Source organism: Flavobacterium sp. GQ95, assembly GCF_059758655.1.
Map to the genome: position 1 here is coordinate 267,655 of NZ_JCAXEB010000005.1, position 20,193 is coordinate 287,847.

Below are 20,193 nucleotides of genomic sequence, written 5' to 3' on the forward strand. Positions count from 1 at the left end.
ATTTTAAAATAAAAACACATGTTTTCATTACAAAATAAAAAAGCGGTTGTTACCGGTGGCGGTAGCGGAATCGGTAAAGCTATTTCGGTTTTATTTGCAAAACAAGGAGCTGAAGTTCATATTATTGAATTAACAGAAGAAAGTGCAAGGACAGCTGTTGAGGAAATACAGGCAAATGGCGGAAAAGTATTTTCGCATGCCTGTAATGTAGCCAACCAGGAAGAGGTTTCAGCAACATTCGAAAAAATAGGGAACATCAATATTTTGATCAATAACGCCGGAATCGCACATGTTGGAAAAGTAGATACTACACCAGTAGCAGATTTTGATCGTGTTATGGATGTAAATGTAAAAGGAGTGTATAACTGTTTGTTTGCTGCAATTCCACAATTCCGACTTTCAAATGGCGGTGTCATTATCAACATGGCGTCAATTGCGGCATGGGTTGGAATTCCGGACCGATTTGCTTATTCAACTGCAAAAGGTGCGGTGATGGCCATGACTTTATCAGTTGCAAAAGATTATATAAAAGAAAACATCCGTTGTAATTCTATTTCTCCTGCAAGGGTTCATACGCCATTTGTGGATGGTTTTATTTCGAAAAATTATGCAGGAAAAGAAGAAGAAATGTTCGAAAAATTATCCCAATCTCAACCAATAGGAAGAATGGGAAAACCAGATGAAATCGCAGCATTAGCCTTATACCTATGCAGCGACGAAGCCGGATTTATTACCGGTTGCGATTACCCAATCGACGGAGGATTTATCAAATTAAATAACTAGCAAAGTTGCTAAGACCCTAAGATTCTGAGACTCTAAGCAAAAAAAAACTTAGAAACTTAGTGTCAAATAATTAATTAATAAAGTTGCTAAAGTTTCAAGTTACTAAGGAAAAAACTTAGTATCTCAGAATCTTAGTAACTTAGAAACTTAAAAGAAATGAAATTAATACGTTTTGGAGAAATAGGAAAAGAAAAACCAGGAGTTTTAATTGGTGAAAAAAGATATGATGTTTCGTCAATTGTAACAGACTTTAACGAAAGTTTTTTTGAAGAAAATGGTTTGGAGAAATTGCAAAAAGCATTAGACAGTAATCCAACTTTACCGGAAGTGAATGCAAATGTACGTTTAGGATCTCCGGTGGCGAGACCTTCAAAAATAATTTGTATCGGATTGAATTATGTAGATCATTGCAAAGAAACTGGAGCGCCAATTCCAACAGAACCAATCATCTTTTTTAAATCAACAACGTCTTTATGCGGACCAAATGACAATCTGATCATCCCAAAAAACAGTGAAAAAACAGACTGGGAAGTAGAGTTGGCTTTTGTGGTTGGTAAAAAAGCAAGTTATGTAGAAGAAGCAGAAGCTTTGGATTATGTTGCGGGTTACGCCTTATTGAATGATTACAGTGAAAGAGCGTTTCAAATTGAGCGTGGCGGACAATGGGCAAAAGGAAAAGGAAGCGATACATTCGCACCTCTTGGACCCTTTTTGGCTACAAAAGATGAAGTAAAAGATGTTGACAATTTATCAATGTGGCTGACTGTAAATGGAAAAAAATATCAGGATAGCAATACGCTAAATTTAGTTTTCAAGATTCCATTTTTGGTGCATTATTTAAGTCAGTTCATGACGTTGCTTCCTGGTGATATCATCAGTACAGGAACGCCTCCTGGAGTTGGTCTGGGAATTAAGCCAGAACCAATTTACCTTAAGGCCGGAGATGTTGTAGAATTAGGAATTGAAGGTTTGGGTTCTAGTAAACAAACTGCGATAGCCTATACAAAATAGATTAATATAACCCGTTGGGTGAAATTAATTGTGTCAAATAGAAACATAGGTTTTTAAACTTTCAAAAAAGGCATTTCACTTGTTTAAAATACGCAAAGCTAATTTTTTTCAAGAAATGGATTTCTTTTTATTTTTTTGTCAAAAATCTATGTTTTTATTTATTGGGTAAATTTATTGTAAATTGTATTTAAGGTGTTATCGTACACACCAGGGTTTTTTTAGTTTTAATGATAATTTAATTAAATAATAAACATGGTTAAGTCATTTTTCTTTTCACTTCTTTTATGCACGACATTGTCGTTTGCGCAGGAAGTAAATATAATTCCACAGCCTGTAAAAGTTGTGAGAAATACAGGGAGTTTTGTGATTACTTCACAAACAAGTTTGGTTGTTACTAATAAAGAAGATAATGCTACGGCTGCTTTTCTAAATGGCTATTTATCTAATTATTATGGTTTTGTATTGCCTATTGCTAAAAAGGCAACTAAAAATTATATCAGGTTAACGAGTCAAAAAAATATTGAAGGACTTAAAAGCGAAGGTTATACTTTTAAATCAGATAAAAATGGTGTTGAAATAAACGGAAATGCTGCCATAGGAACTTTCTACGGAATGCAGACCTTAATTCAATTACTGCCTGTTGAAAAAAGTAAAAGTCTTGCAATTGCAGCTGTAGAGGTGAAAGACGAACCTCGTTTTGAATACAGAGGAGCAATGTTGGACGTTGGTCGTCATTATTTTCCAGTTGCCTTTGTAAAGAAATACATTGATTATCTGGCTTTACATAAAATGAATTATTTTCATTGGCATCTTACGGAAGATCAGGGATGGAGAATTGAAATAAAAAAATATCCTAAACTTACCGAAATCGGCTCTAAGAGAAACGGAAGTATTATTGGTAGTTATCCCGGTAAAGGGAGCGATAACACACCAGAGGGAGGTTTTTATACTCAGGAAGAAGTAAAAGATATTGTAAAATATGCATCAGACCGGTTTATTACGGTAATTCCGGAAATTGAAATGCCAGGACATGGCAGTGCTGCAATTGCTGCTTATCCGGAGTTAAGCTGTTTTCCTAACGAGAAAACACAACTTCCTGATAATATGATTTCAGCTAAAAGCAAGCAGGAAATGGCAAATGGAAGAAATAAAATTGTTCAGGAAACGTGGGGAGTTCATTCGGATGTTTATGTTCCAAGTGAATATACATTTAAATTTTTGCAGGATGTTATCGATGAAGTTATTGTCTTATTTCCTTCAAAATACATTCATGTTGGAGGTGATGAAGCGCCTAAAGATGCCTGGAAAAGAAGTGAATTTTGTCAGCAATTAATAAAAGAAAAAGGGTTGAAGGATGAGCACGGTCTTCAGAGTTATTTTATTCAGCGTATGGAAAAATATATTAATGGAAAAGGAAGAACGCTAATTGGCTGGGATGAAATATTAGAAGGAGGTCTTGCTCCAAACGCCGTGGTAATGAGCTGGAGAGGCGAAGAAGGCGGAATTGCAGCTGCAAAAGAAAATCACCAGGTTATTATGACACCAGGAAGCCATGTTTATTTGGATCATTCTCAAACTAAAAATGAAAAGGAAGTGACTATTGGCGGTTATTTGCCAATAGAAACAGTTTACGGTTATGAGCCAATTCCGAAAGAATTAAACGAACAACAGGCAAAATATGTTTTAGGAGCTCAGGGAAATGTATGGACAGAATATATGGCCAATCCGGCTAAAGTAGAGTACATGATTTTTCCTCGTTTGAGTGCTCTGAGTGAAGTATTATGGTCTTCAAAAGAAAACAAAAACTGGCCAGAGTTTCAAACAAAAATTGAAACCATGAAAAAACGATATACTATTTGGGGAGCAAATTATTTCAAAGAGTAATAGGTCATCAGAAAATAGAAAAATATATAAAAAAAACGAGGAATTTATAGTTCCTCGTTTTTTTGTTTACATCTAAAAGTAATTTAAGTTAATGCAATTTTTATTTTTTAATTAACGCAAAGCATATCTTAACTTGATTCCATAAGATACCAATGTCAAATCAGAAGCAAGTGAAGAATCAAAGATAGAATTGTAACCTAACTGTACTGGTAGCTCTGGATTGTATTGAATCAGATTTTTATTTTCAGGTTTATCATAAATATTATTTAATCCATAATCTAAATACAGGCCAATATAAATGGAACTTCTTGCTCCGATCTTTTGTTTTAAACCGGTTTCAAAAGTAGCAGAATAGGATACATCAGTATCAAGATCTTGTTTATTTGTTTTGATATTGTCGGTACTTGCAAACCCGGCAAATGCAGGAGCAAATAATTCAACATTATACTGCGGATAATAGCCACTTGTAGTCAGATTTTGGATTTTTGTTTCATATGTTCCGTTTACTGCAAATCCAATTTTAGCTCCCGCGGCAAGATATAATTGTGAGGTTCCGGGCGTTTCATACTGAATGCCAATCGGGATATTAATATATCCTAAGTTTTGCTCTTCTCTCAAATTAGTAGCTCTGTATCGAAACTGAAAAGATTCGCTTTCAGCATCTGTGGTCATATATTGCCCATAAATATATTGTGACTTAGAATCAGCGCTATAGGTTTGATATTCTACACCAATACCAATGCTAATCGTTTCATTTAGATAATAAGAATAACGAAGGCCGGCACTAAACCCATTCCCGTGAACTACTTCTCCTGCAGACAAATAATCCAAATAGGAAAACGGACCACCTAAGGATAGGGATAGTTCCTGTTTTTTATCCTGACCATAACTATTCAGGTACATAATTAAAAGTGCCACTATAGTCAATGATTTTATAGAGTTGTTTATATTTTTTTTCATCTTAAAGTTAAATTATACCAGTACTATTTTCATCTAGGACTGGCAGATTATTTATTTTACAATTACTTTGAATGATTTTTTTATGTTACCGGATTCAAGAACAACAAGATACATATTGCTCTCTGTTATTTCAGGTAATTGTATTTCAGTTTTGGCAGTAGATGACTGAACTGTTTTAATCAATTTACCAGAAACAGAGAAAAGTGTTACCTGCATGTTTTGTAATTCTTCTTCAGGAAAGTCAGCTTCTATTGTTATGACCTTTCCCGCTTCAATTGGGTTAGGATACAGTTTCGCTTGTAAAGAATTTTGCAATACAATAGTAGTGTCGCATGTTTGAAGTACTTTTCCGTCTTTAGTAGTCATTTTTACACTATATAGTGCTGAAGTATCTAATACAGAATTTGATTCATTTCCGGCAGAATAATATTGATCAGTTCCTACTAATTGTCCATTTTTAAACCATTGGTACGAAACAAATTCATAGCCACCATTTGTCTGAGGATTGTTGTTTACAAGTAGGACATTATTAAACTTCTGCTTCACAATATCATAGAATGAAAATGGCTTTTCTACTTTAATAGTATAATTGGCCGTTGCAGTTCCATCTTGCGAAGTGATAGTTACGTTTTGGGTATAAATCCCTGCTTTAGGAGTAGCAATTGTAAAACTGGCAGACGGTGTAATAGTAGCATTTGTCTGATTTACAATAGCGACATTAGGACTGTTTTCACCGCATGACATTACATAGGTAATATCTTTAGCAGGATTAGTATAAACTTTGTTACCAATAGTAATATTTTGAACCGTTATATCATTGTTTTTAATTACCAAAAGTTGCGAAACATTTGCTGCCGGAAGATAATTATTATTACCATCCTGATGAGCCGTAATTAATAATTCTCCGGATCTTAACATACTAACTAAACCAGTGCTGGAAACATTAGCCGGCGGAAGGGCAGAGGTGTATGTAAAAGTAAAACGTACTGGTAAACCTGAATTAGTAGTTGCCTGCAAATTAAAGTTGTTGTTAGTTCCAAGAATTCTTGGGGCTAAAGTTCCAAATGTAATTTGTTGTGCTGCTTTTTTAATAGTAAGATTTGCAGTTAAAATTACCGGTGAGCAATTTGGTGTAGCCGCTGACGGAGTGACTGTCGCTGTAACCACATAAACGCCGGCGTTAATAGCTCCGTTTAACGTTCCTGTTGATGGATTAGTCGTATAGGCTACGCTTGATCCCACAGGAAGATTAGTCACTTGTAACGTATGAAGATTGCCATCAAAAGTATATTCAGCACTACTGAACGTAACCTGATTTACAGGAGAAGCTAAAACTTTAATCGTTTGATTCTGCGTTGAAACATTACCATTTCCATCGTTAAAACTCCATATAATAGTATAACTACCTTCAGTTGTATAATTTAAAGGATTTGAGGTTATACCATTTATGATTCCTGCACAATTATCTGTTGCAGTTGGAATAGGAATTTGAGATGATAGAACAGAACAATAATTAGTGATCTCCGGAAGACTTGCTAAATTAGGAACTGGTGCAGTCACATCCGGAATTGTAATTAGGGTTACAGATTGTGTAACAGAACAATTATTAGCGTCAGTAATTGTTAATGTGTAATTACCTGCTGCCAAACCACTGATGTCTTTTGTTGTACTACCATTAGACCATAAATAGGTGTAAGGAGTAACACCGCCTGTTACATTGATAGTTGTAGCTCCATCACTTAATCGATTACAAGAAATATTAGTTTGAGTTGCTATACTAGCAGCCAATGCATTAGGCTCAGTTATATTGAAGCTTTGTGTAGCAGTACAGTTGTTAGCATCTGTTACCGTTACTGTGTAAGTTCCTGCTGAAAGTCCGGAAGCTGTAGCGGCGGTTCCTCCAGAAGGTGACCATACATATGAATAGGTTCCGGTACCACCTGTAACATTTACCGTTGCAGCTCCATTGCTTCCTCCGTTACATGAAACATTCGTTTGCGCTCCACTAGAGACATTTAATACGCTTGGTTCTGTTATTACAAAACTTTGAGTTGCAGTACAACTGTTAGCATCCGTTACCGTTACAGTGTAAGTTCCTGCTGAAAGACCAGAAGCTGTAGCTGCACTTCCGCCTGATGGAGACCATGCGTAAGTATATGCACTGGTTCCGCCTGTAACATTTACCGTTGCTGATCCGTTACTTCCTCCGTTACAAAAAATGTTGGTTTGCGTTCCAACAGAAGCAGTTAATTGAATTGGTTGTGTTATAACGAAACTTTGTGTTGCAGTACAACTGTTGGCATCTGTTATGGTTACTGTGTAAGTTCCTGCTGAAAGTCCGGAAGCTGTGGCCGCAGTTCCTCCTGAAGGTAACCATGCATAAGTATATACTCCGGTTCCACCTGTAACATTTACCGTTGCTGATCCATTATTTGCTCCGTTGCAGGAAATGTTAGTCTGACCTCCTACAGAAGCGATTAATAAAGCAGGTTCAGTAATCGTAAAGTTTTTGGTAATACTACAACTATTTGCATCTGTAATTAAAACACTATAGTTACCCGGAGCTAATCCACTTGCTGTAGCAGTATTTCCACCTGAAGGTGACCATACATACGTATAAGTGCCAGTTCCACCGGTTACGTTTACACTTGCTGTTCCATTATTTGCCCCGTTACAAGTAACATTTGTTGCAGTAGTTGAAGCAGTAAGGACGGCCGGTTCTGTGATGGTAAAACTTTGTATTTTTTGACATAAGTTGGCATCTGTAATGGTTACAGTGTATGTACCTGCACTCAATCCGGTAGCGGTTGCAGCAGTACCACCTGATGGAGCCCACGAGTAAGTATAGGCTCCGGTTCCGCCTGTTACAGAAACAGCTGCAGATCCATTAGTTCCTCCATTACAAGTTATATTAGTTTGTGAAGGTATAACTACTATTGCATTAGGTTGTGTAATTGTAAAGTTTTTTACGATTGAACAGCCGTTGGAAGAAGTTATGGTTACACTATAATTGCCGGAAGTAAGTCCGGTTGCTGTTGCCGCTGTTCCGCCACTAGGTGCCCATACATAAGTAAAAGGCCCTGGAGCACCGGCAGGTACTACCGTTGCTGTTCCTGTATTTGATCCATTACATAAAACATTAGTTTGGGAAGTAGTAGCAGTTAATGTATTAGTTGTAGTAATTGTGAAATTTTTAGATATTGTACAACCATTATAATCAGTAATTAAGCAATTATAATTTCCTGCCAGTAAACCTGTTGCTGTAGCAGCTGTTCCTCCGGAAGGTGACCATGAATAATTATAAGGTGCTGTTCCTCCTGATGGTGTAACATTTGCCTGACCTCCAGCCACACAAGTTGCATTTGCCTGAGATGTTGTAGCTGATAATACTGCAGGTTGATTAATGGTGAAATTTTTAGTAAGTGTGCAGCCATTTGCATCAGTAATTGTACAAGTGTAGCTTCCAGCTGCTAATCCTGTTGCAGTAGAAGCTGCTCCTCCAGAAGGTGACCATACATAGGTATATCCTGGTGTTCCTCCTGAAACAATAACAGAAGCTGTTCCGCTAGCTCCTCCATTACAAAGCACATCGGTTTTAAATGTCATTGCTGATAATGCAGCTGGTTGGTTTATAGTAACAGTTGCTGTAGTTTGGCAAAAGTTAGCATCTGAAACAGTAACCGTATAAGTTCCCGCTGCAAGTCCCGTTGCAGTAGCAGCTGTTCCCCCAGATGGCGACCATATGTAAGTATAACCAAATGTTCCTCCTGATACATTTACAGTAGCTGAACCATTAGTACCTCCATTACAAGATACATTAGTTTTAGAAGTTGTAGTTGAAAGTACTGCCGGTGTATTTACAGTAATATTTTTAATCAATGTACATCCGTTAGCATCTGTAATAGTGCAGGTGTAATTTCCTGCTGACAATCCTGAAGCAGTAGCTGTACTACCCCCTGAAGGCGCCCATAAATAAGTATATCCGGACGTTCCCCCGGATGCTGTTACAGAAGCTGTACCATTTGCTCCTCCAAAACAGCTAACACCGGCTGATGCTGTAGTTGCAGAAAGAATTGCTGCTGGTTGTGTAATAGTAAAACTTTGTGTTGTTTGGCATAAGTTAACATCTTTAACAGTGACAACATAAGTTCCAGCTGTTAATCCTGTAGCTGTAGCTGCAGTACCCCCCGATGGTGCCCATGAGTAGGTGTAAGCACCCGTTCCGCCTGTTACATTTACCGTTGCAGATCCTGTAGCATTTCCGCGACATAATATATTAGTTTGTGCTGCTGGTGTCGCTATTAATGTACCAGGTTGGCTTATAGTAAAAGTTTTGGTTGTCTGACATAAATTAGCGTCTTTAATAGTAACGTTATACGTTCCTGCGGTAAGTCCGGTTGCTGTAGCAGCTGTTCCTCCAGATGGCGACCAGGAATAAGTATAAGCACCGGTTCCGCCTGTTACGTTTACAGTTGCAGATCCTGTTGTCGCTCCATTACACAATATATCAGTTTGCGAACTTGTAACAGAAAGTGCTGCAGGCTCGGTAATCGTAAAGCTTTGAGTAGTTTGACATAATTTATTATCTGTAACAGTTACAGTATAAGTTCCTGCAGAAAGTCCTGAAGCCGTTGCTCCGGTACCACCAGTTGGTGCCCATGAATAAGTATATGGCCCAGTTCCTCCGGCAGTCACAACAGTAGCCGTACCATTTGCGCCTCCGTTACAACTTACATTGTTTATAGTTCCTTGTGATGCCACTAATAGAGTAGGTTCTGTAATGATGAAGTTTTGCGTGATAGAACAAAGATTAGTATCACTTATTGTTACCGTATAATTTCCTTGTACTAAACCAGATGCAGTTGCTGTCGTTGTGCCATTAGACCAAAGATAAGTATAGGATCCGCTTCCTCCAGAAGGAGTAACTGTTGCAGAACCGTTACTACCTCCATTGCAGGTTACATTTATTTGTGATGGATTGGCAATGATAACTGTAGATTGCCCTACTATAATATTATTTATAGTTGCTGTACATGAATTAGCGTCTGTGATAGTTACACTATAAGTACCAGCTGAAAGTCCCGAAGCAGTAGCTGTTGTAGCTCCGTTAGACCATAAATAAGTATATCCTGATGTTCCTCCAGATGCAATTACGCTCGCAGTCCCGTTAGATCCTCCATTACAAGAAACGGAGGTAGTACTTGGAGTTCCGGTAAGAGCACTCGCAGGTTGTCCTACAATAATGCTATTTATAGTAAATGTACACAAATTACCATCTGTAACTGTTACACTATAAGTTCCTGCCGCAAGTCCTGTTGCTGCAGCTCCTGTACCACCAGATGGTGCCCACGAATAGGTATATCCGGGAGTTCCTCCGGTTGCAGAAACAGTAGCTGTTCCGTTAGTTCCCCCAAAACAGGAGACTGCAGTTGTAGAAGACGTTGCTGTTACAGCCGTTGGAGGCTCTCCAACTATAATACCTGTTACTGTTTTTTGACATAAATTAGCATCAGTAATTAATACGGTATAAGTTCCTGCTACAAGTCCTGAAATAGTTGCTGTTGTTTCTCCGGTATTCCATAAATAAGTATATCCGGGAGTTCCGCCTGTTGGAGCAATTGTTGCTACTCCATTTGAGCCTCCCAAGCAGGAAACATTTGTTACACTTGGAGTTCCGTCAAGGGTAGCTGTTGGTCCTCCGACTACAATACCAGTTATTGTTTTTGTGCAGGAATTGGCATCCGTAATAGTTACACTATAAGTTCCTGCAGTAAGTCCTGTTGCTGTTGCTGCTGTTCCGCCAGATGGTGCCCATGAATAAGTATATCCGGGATTTCCACCAGATGCTACAATAGAAGCGGTACCATTAGCGCCTCCAAAACAGGAGACTGCAGTCGTAGAAGGAGTTCCGGTAAGTACCGGAGGTTCTGTTATTGTAAAGTTTCTCGTAATTTGAGTTGACTCCCCATCAGTAATAGTTACTGTATAGGATCCGGCAGTAAGAGAAGATGCCGTTGCTGCAGTTCCTCCTGATGGTGCCCACGAATAGCTATACGGTGTTGTTCCGCCTGTTACAACAACGGCAGCTGTACCATTATTTCCACCATTGCAGCTTACATTGGTTTGTGGGGTTGACGAAGTACCTAAACCTGCCCCTGTATTGAATGTTAATTCGGTACCATAACTTGTACCGGCGCTATTAGTGGTATAGGCCCTGTAATAAATCGTTGTTGAAGAAGGAAGACCAGTAATTGTGGCGCTAAATGTTCCTGTTCCTGTTCCATTTTGAACTTTATTGTTAGCAATGGTTGGAGTTGCTGTTGTAGCCCAAACAATCCCTCTTTGTACAGTTGCGTCACCACCATCTGCACTTACGTTACCACCCATTACTGCCGAAACAGCTTTAACACTTGTAGCTGTAGCAGTAATAACAGTTGCGACTACTGTAGTAGATACTGCTGGTGTAGCATAACCTGAAGGAGTTATCCCTAAATCAGTAGTTGCATTATGTGACCAGTTTGCATAATTATTTATGCTGGCTAATAAAGCGGCGACAGTGCCTGTTAATGTGCCTGAATATTTGCTATTAGCAACTTCTGCAACTCCCGGAAATAACGAAACACAATTTACTCCATTAGTTAAACCCGGAGGCAAAGAGCTTGAATTTCCTCCAGTTGCTGCAGTTGTATTCCATTTGGTAGTTGTATCATAGTCACCAAGATTATAATCTGCATGTACACCTGCAATAAATGTAGGCGATGCAGGTTGAGGACCCGTAGAAGATTGATAGGCCAACATCTGGTCACCACCAGATAAATTAAAGCTTGTTCCTAACGCTATTGTGACCGAAGCCTGAGTTGTTCCTGTTACTGTGAAAGTATCTGCTGTTGCGGTTTCAACAATTGATACTATAGTCCCTGCGGGTGTAAATGCCGGTACCGTCCATAATAAATGTGGTTCAGTACTACCTGAAATCCAGGTTCCGTTACCCCATCCTCTTTCAGTTAAATACAGGAGCGTTCCTGTATTCATAGCTTTAAGAGTAATAAAAGAAAAACCATCTGAACCTGCCGTCTGATAGCCAATAAAAGCTATATCACCTGCTGCCAGGGTAGTTTGTGATTTTACATTTTGCTGCACAAAAAAGGCACACAAAAGCATGATAAATAAGTGTAATTTTCTTTTCATAACATATAATTTTGTTTAATGACATAAATAAGCATTCTGCCAGCCACTTGCCTTTTCAGGTTTTGTGGACGAAGTAAAAGCCTTAATAAAATGTCCGTCATTTACGAATGTTTTTATTCTCTTAAAGCTTATATTGTTATTAGAATCAAAGTTTAATTTATACATATAATGATTAAACATTGTTCTATTTGTATCCTTATGAAATTCAATATTTCCTCTGGGACCGGATATATTTAATTTTTCCATTTCTTCAATTAAAGAACTTATACTGATATTATTCTTTGCATTAAGAATAATATTATTTAATATCAGCCCATTTTCATAACCCAAAATAGAAAAGACTGACGGGTTCTCTGAGTATTTGTTATTATACTCATTAGTAAAATCTATATCATCTGTATCATTTTGCATCCATGAGCTTATGACATAAAGTTCATGAGGCTCATTTTTATATTCTTCTAAAATTTTATCAGTGATAAAAAACGGAGTAACATAAAACGGGTACTTTTTAGTAATTTTATTTTGGAATATAAAATCTGCATTTTCTTCTGCATATAAACCACTATAGAAAGCAAAAACAGCATCAGGCTCATGCGAATTAATAAATTGATCCATGTGTGCTGATTCATTCTCTCTTGGTACAAAAGGAGTAATATAATGACCTGAAAACATTGATTTTTCTTTAAAAGCATATTCAACTGCTGCTAACATGCCGTAACCTGAATCATAAAACGAAGTTGAGGTTACAATTTTTTGATAGTTCTTAGCTGTCAGATAAGTGCCCAAATGATAACACGATTCCGTTAGTCCAAAAGAATTAATATAAACACCTTTGTACGCAGACGTTTCGTATGGCATTGTTGCCCCGGTATCTGCTACAAGTAACAGAATGTCATTTTTTGAAGTATAGTTGTAAACTTCGGATATATTATTATGCCCAAAAAGACCGATCATAATAGATATATCCTCCTGGAAATTTAATTTTTGTATTTTATCAATTATCATTTTCTCATCTGCACCAATACCAATACTTTCCACATAAAATTTGACATTGAGATTATTAAGTTTTAAACCTCTCATAAAATCTCTGTCTAACGTTGGGTATTGCTGTGATTTTGGAATTAGAATTCCTATTTTAATAGTAGTGTCCATAAAATGAGATTAAAAAAACAGAGGCATAATTGCCTCTGTTTCATTTTTTATAGTATTAATTTCTGGAAGGGAAAACTCCTTCTGTAGCGATGCTGTAGTTTATACCCAGATACGGATTTCGGATACTAAAGGGCTGATTGCCTCCAGCTACACCAGTAATACCACTGATAGTCGAAGCTATACCACCAATTAGGTTATTTGTACCTCCTGGTTCACTATAAATATTAGGAACAGCGTTACCTGCTGCAAAAGAATTATTTCCACCGTCAGTCTCATTGGTTATTGTACCTCCGCTTAATGCATTAGCAACTGTAGAAACATTAGCCTGACCAGCAACAAGAGGATGTGCATGCGAAGGCATGTTGGTTATTAATAGTGAAGTGTTTTCAGTACCGGATATTTGACCCATATAGATATTACTTAATCCTGGTCCTTGCCCCTGACCGACAAGAGCTCTTCCTCTTAAATCAGGTAAAGCAAATGTAGTTACGCCATCACCCCCATATGTTGTTCCAAGTAATGAAAAAAGCGCACTATTTTGTGCTATTGACAAAAGTTGTCCATAGCACAGTAGCCAGCCTCGTGGTGCAAAATTAAATCCAAATGCCAAAATTGTTCCTAAAAGTGGTTCCATAATTTTTTTGTTTAATTGGTTAGTTAATTACTTATTGTTTATTTTACTATCTGTTATATTTTTATTACAAAATACATTATGACAGTTTTTTAATACAATGCTAAATTAATTTATATAAGTGTCTTAATAATAGGTATTTATACCTGATTTTGTTTGTCAATTAGTTTTTTTCTCTTTTTAATGCCTTATTTACTTAACTTTTTTGAAATTTATTGGGATAAAAAAATAGATTCTGCATGAAGTAGTTTGTATTTCTAAACTTTATAGAATGAAAAACAATTGTTTTTTTAAATCAAAAAATAATGACTTAGGAAAAGAAAACAATTGATTTTTAGCCAACAAACTTGCTACTTATCAAAATTTGTTTATTTTTGATTTTGACTTTAAGTTAACTATCTAAAAATCAAATTTTGAAAGTAGAAGAGGATATAAATCTTGTCGAAAGATTTAGAAACGGTGATGAAATCGCTGTTCGTAAATTGTATGAGATTCATTACCGCCCCCTTTGTTATTTTAATCAAAAAATAGTTCATCAAATGCAGGAAGCTGAAGATATTTCTACTGAAATATTCTTAAAATTGCTCCATAAAAAAAATGACTTTGATAGTCTGCAGGAAATAAAATCTTTTCTTTTTACCGCTTCTAAAAATGCTTGTATCGACTTTTTAAGAAAAGAGAAGCAACAACAAAAATCCAATGATCAAATTTCTTTTATAGCAGATATTGACGAAAATTTAATAGAACAAGAACTACTTACAGCTAAAGTTTTGCAGGCCATTTATGCAGAAATAGAAAGTTTGCCAAAGCAATGTAAGCAAGTTTTTAAGGCTATTTTTATTGAAGGAAAAAGTACCGCTGCAATTGCTGAAGAAATGGGACTTAGCCCACAAACTGTTTTAAATCAAAAAGCAAAAGCTTTACAAATAATTCGATCCGCCGTAAGTCAGGAAGATGTATTTGTCTCACTTTTATTTGTTGAATTAATGTTATCAGCTTTTTTTAAAAACGAATCCGGTTTATAATATTTTCCTTCTTCTTATTAATCGTCTTTGAATAATAATTTAAATCCTAAGTCTATTTTTTTCAGACATAATTTTATTCAATTCAATGACATCCTAACCTAAAGAATGTTTGAGTTTTTTCTGATATTTTAGGTCTTAAATGTTAAAATTCAGAAAAATGTTCTTTTTTTATGGTTAAAAATATAATTACTACGTGTTAGCTGTATATAAATACAAAACTAGAAATGTATGTCATATTCAGATGCAGAAATAGATGAGCTCATTATAACATCGCTGAATGGGACTATAGAAGAAGAGGAAAAGATTGTTCTGGAAAAATGGATAAACATTTCTGAAACAAATAAAAAGATAGTTGAGAATTTTCAAAATAAAGAATGGGTTACTACTGAACTTGGCAAGATTTATAAATTTGACAAGGAAGCGGGATGGAATAGTATTCATCAGGCTTTGGGCACAAAAGATAAAATCAAAATAATAAAATTATCATGGAGAAGAATTGCTGTTGCAGCAAGTTTATTGTTATGCATTGGTATCGGTAGTTTAATAGTTTTGAAAAAAAGTCCCTCTGTTCAGGTAGTTGAAAGCCCTCAGGTAATTGAAGATGCCGAACCAGGGAGAACAGGTGCAATTTTAACACTTTCAGACGGAAAAAAAATAGTTCTGGATAATTCTAAAAATGGACAACTGACCAACCAAAATAACACGCTGGTTTCAAAAACAAACGGAGGTCTTGTATATAATGCAGGAAAAAATGCAGTAGCCGTTTATAATACCATGACAACTCCAAAAAGCAGACAATATAGCCTGCAATTAGCCGATGGAACAAAAGTGTGGTTAAATGCTTTTTCTTCCATTACTTTTCCAACTGTTTTTTTATCAAATACCAGAGATGTGAAAGTAACAGGAGAAGCTTATTTTGAAGTTGCAAAAGACAAGAAAAAACCTTTTAGGGTATTTGTCAACGATATTAAAATCAAAGTATTAGGTACGCATTTTAATGTGAACGCCTACGGAGATGAAGACAACATAAAAACTAGCCTTCTTGAAGGTAGTATTTTAATTAATCAAAAAAATGATGCTGTTTTGCTGAAACCCGGACAACAGGCCCAAAGCAAAAAATCGGGAGCCATTATTGTTAAAAATAATGTGAATCCTGATGAAGTTATGGGTTGGAAAAAGGGAGTTTTTTACTTTGAAAATGCAAGTCTAAAAGTAGTACTGGATCAATTAAGCCGATGGTATGATGTTGATGTTGTATTTGAAAAAGGAGTTGATAACAGACAATTTGAAGGAGAAATAGAAAGAAGTTTAAATCTTTCGCAAGTTCTAAAAATATTGGAAAAAAATAAGGTCCATTTTAAACTTGAAGGAAAGGTTTTACGGGTAATGCCATAATTACAATATATAATCCGGAGTTAGAAAATGTCTAAATTAAGCAACACTAATTTGTTGGAAATAAAAAAACCAGCAGATGTTGGAAGCATTGCTGGTAAATGTTTCTTATTAAGGAAACTATGATTGAAATAGACAAATAAATTAACCAGGCAAGGAGAATATATCGTCAGATAAAAACCATTACAAGCAAAAGTAGAGAATAATTCGCAAAATAGCAATAACCCCATAATTGCCAGCGTAATTAATTCGTGTATAAATATAGTTTTACCTGTATTTATCAAAAAAATATATGTATGATAGTTCCAGAAAGTTAGAAATCACTCAGACGTAATTGAGCAGGGAAAAAATAAATAGTTTGCTCTTTTTAAAATTGGTTAAGAGTAAATTGGTTTGTGTTTGGTTTGTTGAACTTGAAAAGTGCCATCACTTTTTGGTGGTACTTTTCATTTTATTAATCAAATTGATTTTTCTGTGAATTATGACTGTTAACTATAGCGTAATCAAAATAAATAAGTATTGTATAATTAAATTAACATAAGAAAATCATGAAAAAAGAATGAAGTAAAAAACAAGTGAAGCGATATTAAAATTAATCGTTCGCAGTTTTTATTTGTTGTTCTCAGAAAATTTGGCATTTGTTGGAAGCTGTATCAAATTTTAAACAAGTAAAAAAATAACCAGGCAAGGAGAATTAATTATCAACCGAAACCATTTAAACTATGAAATTATTACCAAAATGCAAGCCAAAAAAAAATAGGCTTAATTCACAAACATGGAAAGTTATGAAACTCTCAACCATACTTTTTGTAGTTCTAACATTCCAGGTATCTGCTGGTGTGTCATCGCAAACAATTGCTGTTAGCGGTAAGAAAGTCCCGCTAAAAAAAGTTTTATCCGACGTTAAAAAACAAACAGATTATGTCTTTTTTTATGATGTAAATCTTTTAAAAGATACTCCACCAGTTACAATTAATTTAGTTGATGCATCAGTTGAAAAAGTTTTAGCCGAAATCTTTAAGAATACATCCATAACCTGGGTCATTCAGGGCAAAACAATCTCGCTTATTTCCAGGCCGGAAATACCAAAAATAATTGCTGAACTTCGTCTCATAAAAAAACAGATAAGTGGTAAAGTTTATGATGACCAGGGACAACCACTTTCAGGCGCAAATGTTAAGGGAAAAGGAACATCTATTGTTGCAAAAACTGATATAGATGGTAGTTTTAGTATTGAATTGCCAGACAATATAAACAGTTTAGTAATCTCTTTTATTGGTATGGAAACGCTGGAAGTTCCTGTCACAAATGGTCCGATGACAATTATTCTGAAGAGTGAAGGGCAAAAACTTGAGGATGTCGTTGTTATTGGATATGGTACCACTAAAAGAAAAGATGTTACAGGTGCTATTTCTACCATAAAAACGACTGAAATCCCTAAAGGAGCCAACACCTCTATTGATCAGGCTTTAGGCGGCAGGGCCGCTGGTTTGATTGTTACCCAAACTTCAGGACAGCCAGGAGCAGCTCCTACTGTACAAATTAGAGGAAACGCTTCTTTTGCATCTTATGGCGTATTGTATGTAGTTGATGGCGTTCCTATTGATGGTGGAGCAAGTGAACCAGGAAGCGGTAGTCCTTTTGGAGCAGGAGTAAACCGATCTCCATTAAATTTTATTAATCCGAACGATGTTGAATCTGTAGAAGTACTAAAAGATGCGAGTGCGGCAGCTATTTACGGTGCGAGAGCAGGAGCCGGAGTAATTTTGATTACAACTAAGAGAGGTAAAAAAGGAGATCCAAAAGTAAATTACGGTTTTACAGGTGCCTACCAGCAACCAGCAAATTTCTATAATATTTTAAATAAAGAGGACTATATGGTAGAGAGAAACCGCATAACCAGAGAGCGTTATTTATTAACTCAAAAAATTGCGCCTTACGGTACTATAGATCCTTCAACTGTACCAGCTTTTGTTCCAATATTTTCTCAATCTGAAATTGACAATGCCGGAGCAGGTACAAACGCGATAGATGCAGTTACTCAATCCGGATATATTAGACAACATGATTTGTCAATTTCAGGAGGAACTGATAAAACTAAATATTTTGTTTCCGGAAATTTTCTTGATCAGGAAGGTGTTATCAAAACTTCTTCATACAAAAGGTATACAGGACGTATTAATTTAGATCAAATGATTACCGATAAACTAAAAGTTAGTGTTAATGTAGTAGAAACAAAGTCTTTTAGCAATAATGCTTCTACTGGTACAGGAGAAAATGAAACCGCAGGAATTATTTTATCTGCATTTTATCACCCTCCAACTGTAGATTTAATAGCGCCTGATGGCTCTTATCCATTAAATCCGGATTATAAAAACGCACCAAATCCACTTTCATTTTTAGAAAATACAGATGAAACTATTTTAAACAGATTATTAACCAGTGGTTATGTAGAGTGGGAAATTATAAAAGATTTAAAAGCAAGAGGAAACTTCAGTTATGATCAATCCAACTCAAAACGTAACGTTTATTTATCAAAATTATTTCTGTACGGAGCAAGAAATGGTGGAGTTGCGAATATTAGCGAGTTTAATTCCAATACAAGTTTGGCAGAATATACGTTAGCCTATAAAAAAACGCTGAACGAAAATCATCATTTAAATGGTATCGTTGGATATTCTTATCAGGTGCGCTCAAGAGATGCTTTTTCAGCAGGAAACAGTCAGTTTTTAACAGATAGTTTTTTATTCAATAGCATACAAGTTGGTGAAGCACCACGACCATCTGTTTCTTCATTAAAAGATGAGCAGGTTTGGGCTTCCTATTTTGGAAGATTAGGATACGATTATCGAGGAAAATATATTTTTCAGGGATCTATCAGACGTGATGGTTCGTCAAATTTTGCCGAAAATAAAAAATATGGATGGTTTCCATCGGTATCAGCGGGATGGAAAATATCAAATGAAGAATTTATGCAAAAAGTGCCGGTAATTTCTTTTTTGAAGTTAAGAGCAAGCTACGGAACGACAGGTAATAGTAATATTGGTGCAAATGCTTTTGCATTTTATACAGCCGGTGGCGGTGCAAATTATACCTTCGGAAATACACAAACTACGGGAGTTTATCAAAGCCAGATTGCAAATCCCGAATTAAGCTGGGAAACTGCTGCTGAAATTAATCTTGGATTAGATTTCGGTTTATTTAATGACCGCATTACCGGAACTTTTGAAGTATATAATAAAACGATCTCTGATTTATTAAGTTATAAACCTTTACCTTCTTTTTCAATAGTGAACAGTGTTGCATCTAATGTTGGTAAAACACAAAGTCGTGGTTTTGAATTTACTTTAAAAACAATCAACATACAGTCTAATGATTTTAGCTGGATAACCGATTTTAATATTGCGCATTATAAGGATACATGGAAAGAAAGAGATCCGGAAGTGGTAAAAACATTGCCAAGGTATGTGGGATTAAATGATCCGATAAGAGCAATTTACGGATATCAAACAGATGGTATTTTACAAATAGGGGAGACGGTGCCTGCTGCAATGCCAGGTTTGCAACCCGGAATGGTAAAAGTAAAAGATTCAAATGGATATGATGCTAATGGGAATCTTACAGGTCAACCCGATGGTCAATTAAATTCGGCAGATGCTGTTTATTTAGGAAACGCTGATCCGGGCTACAGTTACGGATTTGGAAATACATTTAAATACAAAAGATTCGATTTGAATATATTTATGTACGGTATGTTTGACAGGGTTAAATATAATGATGACATGGCAGTAGCTTATGATTTGTCAAGCAAAATGGGGGCTTTTGGATGGAATGCCTTAGATATGGTAAAAGATCGCTGGGCATCTGATAATACTTCAGGAAAGAATCCGAGTGGACTTATAAATCCGTATGGCAGTTATACCGGTAATTTTTTTAGAGAAAAAGCAGATTTTTTAAAGTGTCGCAACATTACGTTAGGCTACACGATGACAAAAGACATGTTTCCAAATCAAAAAATATTTGAATCATTACGATTATCTATAGATGCCCAAAATTTATTTGTGGTTACACCTTATTCAGGAATTGATCCGGAGCTATCGAGCTTCATCGCTTATCCGGCCCAGACTTCTATTATACTGGGACTTAATGTAACTTTTTAATTAAAAA

At 36.0% G+C, this 20,193-nt stretch carries 10 protein-coding genes; 6 read left to right on the forward strand and 4 right to left on the reverse strand.

What is annotated here, in order from left to right:
• Window positions 1-18 precede the first annotated feature (18 nt).
• The 3 genes from AC6CH4_RS12140 (at window position 19) to AC6CH4_RS12150 (ending at window position 3,678) form a co-directional block, all read left to right on the forward strand.
• Entirely contained in the window at window positions 19-783 is a 765-nt protein-coding gene (locus tag AC6CH4_RS12140; RefSeq protein ID WP_498103336.1) for an SDR family NAD(P)-dependent oxidoreductase, read from the forward strand.
• A gap of 156 nt (window positions 784-939) precedes the next feature.
• The gene (locus tag AC6CH4_RS12145; protein WP_498103338.1) at window positions 940-1,794 is read left to right on the forward strand and encodes a fumarylacetoacetate hydrolase family protein; all 855 of its coding nucleotides are present in this window, start codon (window positions 940-942) and stop codon (window positions 1,792-1,794) included.
• Between the two features lie 252 nt (window positions 1,795-2,046).
• Complete coding sequence (locus tag AC6CH4_RS12150; RefSeq protein ID WP_498103340.1) at window positions 2,047-3,678, forward strand: beta-N-acetylhexosaminidase; 1,632 nt, start codon at window positions 2,047-2,049, stop codon at window positions 3,676-3,678.
• A 111-nt stretch (window positions 3,679-3,789) separates the two neighbouring features.
• Here the strand turns inward: AC6CH4_RS12150 and AC6CH4_RS12155 are convergent, their stop codons facing one another.
• From AC6CH4_RS12155 to AC6CH4_RS12170, 4 genes are read right to left on the reverse strand one after another with little or no spacing between them, the layout of a single operon-like run.
• Window positions 3,790-4,638, reverse strand: a complete 849-nt coding sequence (locus AC6CH4_RS12155; RefSeq protein WP_498103341.1) for an outer membrane beta-barrel protein — start codon at window positions 4,636-4,638, stop codon at window positions 3,790-3,792.
• 51 nt (window positions 4,639-4,689) lie between these two features.
• Window positions 4,690-11,826: a T9SS type A sorting domain-containing protein gene (locus AC6CH4_RS12160; RefSeq protein WP_498103342.1), complete on the reverse strand. Its 7,137-nt coding sequence runs from the start codon at window positions 11,824-11,826 to the stop codon at window positions 4,690-4,692.
• A 15-nt stretch (window positions 11,827-11,841) separates the two neighbouring features.
• Entirely contained in the window at window positions 11,842-12,978 is a 1,137-nt protein-coding gene (locus AC6CH4_RS12165; RefSeq protein WP_498103343.1) for an ABC transporter substrate-binding protein, read from the reverse strand.
• Window positions 12,979-13,033: 55 nt separating this feature from the next.
• On the reverse strand, window positions 13,034-13,612 hold the full coding sequence (locus AC6CH4_RS12170; RefSeq protein WP_498103344.1) for a phage tail protein: 579 nt from the start codon (window positions 13,610-13,612) through the stop codon (window positions 13,034-13,036).
• 410 nt (window positions 13,613-14,022) lie between these two features.
• Here AC6CH4_RS12170 and AC6CH4_RS12175 point away from each other — a divergent pair, with 410 nt between their 5' ends.
• From AC6CH4_RS12175 to AC6CH4_RS12185, 3 genes are all read left to right on the forward strand, one after another.
• The gene (locus AC6CH4_RS12175; RefSeq protein WP_498103345.1) at window positions 14,023-14,634 is read left to right on the forward strand and encodes an RNA polymerase sigma factor; all 612 of its coding nucleotides are present in this window, start codon (window positions 14,023-14,025) and stop codon (window positions 14,632-14,634) included.
• 228 nt (window positions 14,635-14,862) lie between these two features.
• Window positions 14,863-16,029 (forward strand): FecR family protein, encoded by a 1,167-nt coding sequence (locus AC6CH4_RS12180; RefSeq protein ID WP_498103346.1) that lies wholly within the window; start codon window positions 14,863-14,865, stop codon window positions 16,027-16,029.
• Window positions 16,030-16,811: 782 nt separating this feature from the next.
• Window positions 16,812-20,186 (forward strand): TonB-dependent receptor, encoded by a 3,375-nt coding sequence (locus tag AC6CH4_RS12185; RefSeq protein WP_498103347.1) that lies wholly within the window; start codon window positions 16,812-16,814, stop codon window positions 20,184-20,186.
• Window positions 20,187-20,193 lie beyond the last annotated feature (7 nt).

What these genes read in the sequence shown, in the direction of transcription:
- AC6CH4_RS12140 (WP_498103336.1), top strand. Translation starts at nt 19, where the DNA reads ATGTTTTCATTACAAAATAAAAAAGCGGTTGTTACCGGTGGCGGTAGC.
- AC6CH4_RS12145 (WP_498103338.1), top strand. Translation starts at nt 940, where the DNA reads ATGAAATTAATACGTTTTGGAGAAATAGGAAAAGAAAAACCAGGAGTT.
- AC6CH4_RS12150 (WP_498103340.1), top strand. Translation starts at nt 2,047, where the DNA reads ATGGTTAAGTCATTTTTCTTTTCACTTCTTTTATGCACGACATTGTCG.
- AC6CH4_RS12155 (WP_498103341.1), bottom strand. Translation starts at nt 4,638, where the DNA reads ATGAAAAAAAATATAAACAACTCTATAAAATCATTGACTATAGTGGCA.
- AC6CH4_RS12160 (WP_498103342.1), bottom strand. Translation starts at nt 11,826, where the DNA reads ATGAAAAGAAAATTACACTTATTTATCATGCTTTTGTGTGCCTTTTTT.
- AC6CH4_RS12165 (WP_498103343.1), bottom strand. Translation starts at nt 12,978, where the DNA reads ATGGACACTACTATTAAAATAGGAATTCTAATTCCAAAATCACAGCAA.
- AC6CH4_RS12170 (WP_498103344.1), bottom strand. Translation starts at nt 13,612, where the DNA reads ATGGAACCACTTTTAGGAACAATTTTGGCATTTGGATTTAATTTTGCA.
- AC6CH4_RS12180 (WP_498103346.1), top strand. Translation starts at nt 14,863, where the DNA reads ATGTCATATTCAGATGCAGAAATAGATGAGCTCATTATAACATCGCTG.
- AC6CH4_RS12185 (WP_498103347.1), top strand. Translation starts at nt 16,812, where the DNA reads ATGAAACTCTCAACCATACTTTTTGTAGTTCTAACATTCCAGGTATCT.